The organism is Nevskiales bacterium, assembly GCA_035574475.1.
Lineage (GTDB): Bacteria > Pseudomonadota > Gammaproteobacteria > Nevskiales > DATLYR01 > DATLYR01.
In genome coordinates this window covers 1-2,653 of sequence record DATLYR010000168.1, presented here as the reverse complement: position 1 = coordinate 2,653, position 2,653 = coordinate 1, and the positions used below count along the sequence as shown (strand labels likewise).

3 protein-coding genes are annotated in these 2,653 nt (G+C 68.7%); all 3 read left to right on the top strand.

Annotated features, from left to right (window positions below):
* A partial coding sequence (gene der, locus VNJ47_10305; GenBank protein HXG29221.1) for a ribosome biogenesis GTPase Der occupies positions 1-1,154 on the top strand: 1,154 nt, incomplete at its 5' end.
* Between the two features lie 9 nt (positions 1,155-1,163).
* Entirely contained in the window at positions 1,164-1,529 is a 366-nt protein-coding gene (locus VNJ47_10300) for a gamma-glutamylcyclotransferase family protein (protein HXG29220.1), read from the top strand.
* 23 nt (positions 1,530-1,552) lie between these two features.
* Positions 1,553-2,653, top strand: a 1,101-nt coding sequence (locus VNJ47_10295) for a helicase HerA-like domain-containing protein (GenBank protein ID HXG29219.1), incomplete at its 3' end; no start/stop codon positions are given.

Here is a 2,653-nt window from a genome sequence, read left to right as displayed (position 1 = left end):
CCGATCTGGCGGTGGCCGAGGCCGACGTGATTCTGCTGGTACTGGATGCGCGCGAGGGCCTCTGCGCCGAGGATCGTGGCATCGCCGAGCGCCTGCGCCGCGCCGGCAAGCCGGTGCTGGCGGTGGCGAACAAGAGCGAGGGCCTGGAACCGGCGATTGCGGCGGCCGAGTTCTACGCGCTGGGCTTCGGTGCGCCGCTGCCGGTATCGGGTGCGCACGGCGCCGGACTGGCCGCGCTGGTGGATACGGCGCTGGCGCACGTGCCGGAACGTGCGGCGGCCGCGGCCGTGCTGCCGGAAGGTGTGCGCATCGCCATCGTCGGCCGGCCCAATGTCGGCAAGTCCACCCTGGTCAACCGCCTGCTGGGGGAGGAGCGGGTGCTGGCCTTCGATGCGCCCGGCACCACGCGCGACAGCATCGCTGTTCCGTTCATGCGTGACGGCAAGCCCTACGTGCTGATCGACACCGCCGGCATCCGGCGCCGTGCACGGGTCACCGACCACGTAGAGAAGATCAGCGTCATCAAGGCGCTGCAGGCGATCGAGGACGCCGACGTCGTGATCGCGGTGGTGGACGCGCAGGGCGACATCGGCGTGCACGACGCGCACCTGCTCGGCCTGATTGCCGAACGCGGGCGCGCCATGGTCATCGCCGTCAACAAGTGGGACGGGCTCGAGCGCAGCGCGCGCAACGCCGTCCAGCGCGAAATCACGCGCAAGCTGCCGTTCCTCGACTATGCGCCGCTGCACTGCATCTCCGCCTTGCACGGTTCCGGGCTGGGCGAGCTGTTCGAATCGGTGGATGCGGCGTGGGCGGCGGCGCAGGCCGAACTGCCGACACCCGAGCTGACGCGGGTGCTGGAGCGGGCCGTGGAAGCGAATCCCCCGCCGGCCGTGGTCGGCCGGCGCATCAAGCTGCGTTACGCGCACCAGGGTGGCCGCAATCCGCCGACCATCGTCATCCACGGCAACCAGACCGACAAGCTGCCGCTGTCCTATCACCGCTATCTCGTGCACCGCTTCCGCGACGCCTTCCGCCTGGTTGGCACGCCGCTGCGGCTCGAGTTCCGCAGCGGCGAGAACCCCTTCGCGGGTCGCCGGCCGAAGTCCGGCCCGCGTCGTGCGCGGCCGCGCCGGCGCTCAGGCCGGGACTGAGGAATCCGCATGCCGCGCGTGTTCGTGTACGGCACGCTGCGCAAGGGCGAAAGCCACGCCCATCTGATGCAGGCTGCGCGTTACCTTGGCCCGCATGTCACCGAGCCGCACTACACGCTATACGACCTGGGCGAATATCCCGCCGCGGTTCCCGGGGGCGTCACGGCAATCCACGGTGAGGTTTACGCGCTCGACGATGCGCAGCTGGGTACGCTGGACGAATACGAAGAATATCCGGCAGTGTATGAGCGGCGCCTGATCGGCACCGCCTACGGCGCGGCCTGGATCTATCTGTTCAGGGCGCCGCCGGCCGTGGCGTGCGTCATCGCGCATGGCGACTGGTGCCGGCGCGGACAACTCGAACTCGAACAATGAATCGGGGACCCCAGTCCATGGACATGACGAACATACCCCTCGGCGGCGCGGAAACGCCACCTGCGCTGCTGCTCAAGTACGCCAACCGCCACGGCCTGATCGCCGGCGCTACCGGCACCGGCAAGACCGTGTCGCTGCAGGTCATCATGGAGGGGCTGTCGGCGCGCGGCGTGCCGGTGTTCGCGGCCGACATCAAGGGCGACCTCTCGGGCATCAGCCAGCCGGGCGAGGCCAAGCCGAAGCTGCTCGAGCGCGCGCAGCAGATCGGGCTTGCGCACTACGCCTTCCGCGCCTGCCCGACGGTGTTCTGGGACCTGTTCGGCGAGCAGGGCCACCCGGTCCGCACCACGGTGTCGGAGATGGGGCCGCTGCTGCTGGCACGCCTACTGGAGTTGAACGACACCCAGGAGGGCGTGCTGAACATCGCGTTCAAGGTCGCCGACGAGCAGGGCTTGCTGCTGCTGGATCTCAAGGATCTGCGCGCGATGCTGAATTTCATCGGCGAGAACGCCGGCGAACTCACCACCGCCTACGGCAACGTCAGCAAGGCCACGGTCGGCGCCATCCAGCGCCAGCTGCTGGTGCTGGAAAACCAGGGCGCCGAAAAATTCTTCGGCGAGCCGGCGCTGGACATCCATGACTTCATGCGCTGCGACGCCAGCGGCCAGGGCTACGTGAATGTGCTCGCCGCCGACCGGCTGATGCAGCATCCTCGGCTGTACGCGACCTTCCTGCTGTGGCTGCTGTCGGAGCTGTTCGAGGATTTGCCCGAGGTCGGCGATCCGGACAAGCCGAAGCTGGTGTTCTTCTTCGACGAGGCGCACCTGCTGTTCAGCGATGCGCCCAAGGCGCTGGTGGACAAGGTGGCGCAGGTGGTGCGGCTGGTGCGCTCCAAGGGCGTCGGCGTGTTCTTCATCAGCCAGAACCCGCTCGACATCCCGGACACGGTGCTGAGCCAGCTCGGCAACCGCGTGCAGCACGCGTTGCGCGCCTATACGCCACGCGAGCAGAAGGCGGTGCGGGCGGCGGCGGAGACCTTCCGTCCCAATCCCAAGCTGGACGTGGAGCGGGTGATCGGCGAGCTGGGCGTCGGTGAGGCGCTGGTGTCGGTGCTGGAGGACAAG

Coding starts and splice junctions, on each gene's coding strand:
- VNJ47_10300 (HXG29220.1), top strand. CDS start 1,164: ATGCCGCGCGTGTTCGTGTACGGCACGCTGCGCAAGGGCGAAAGCCAC.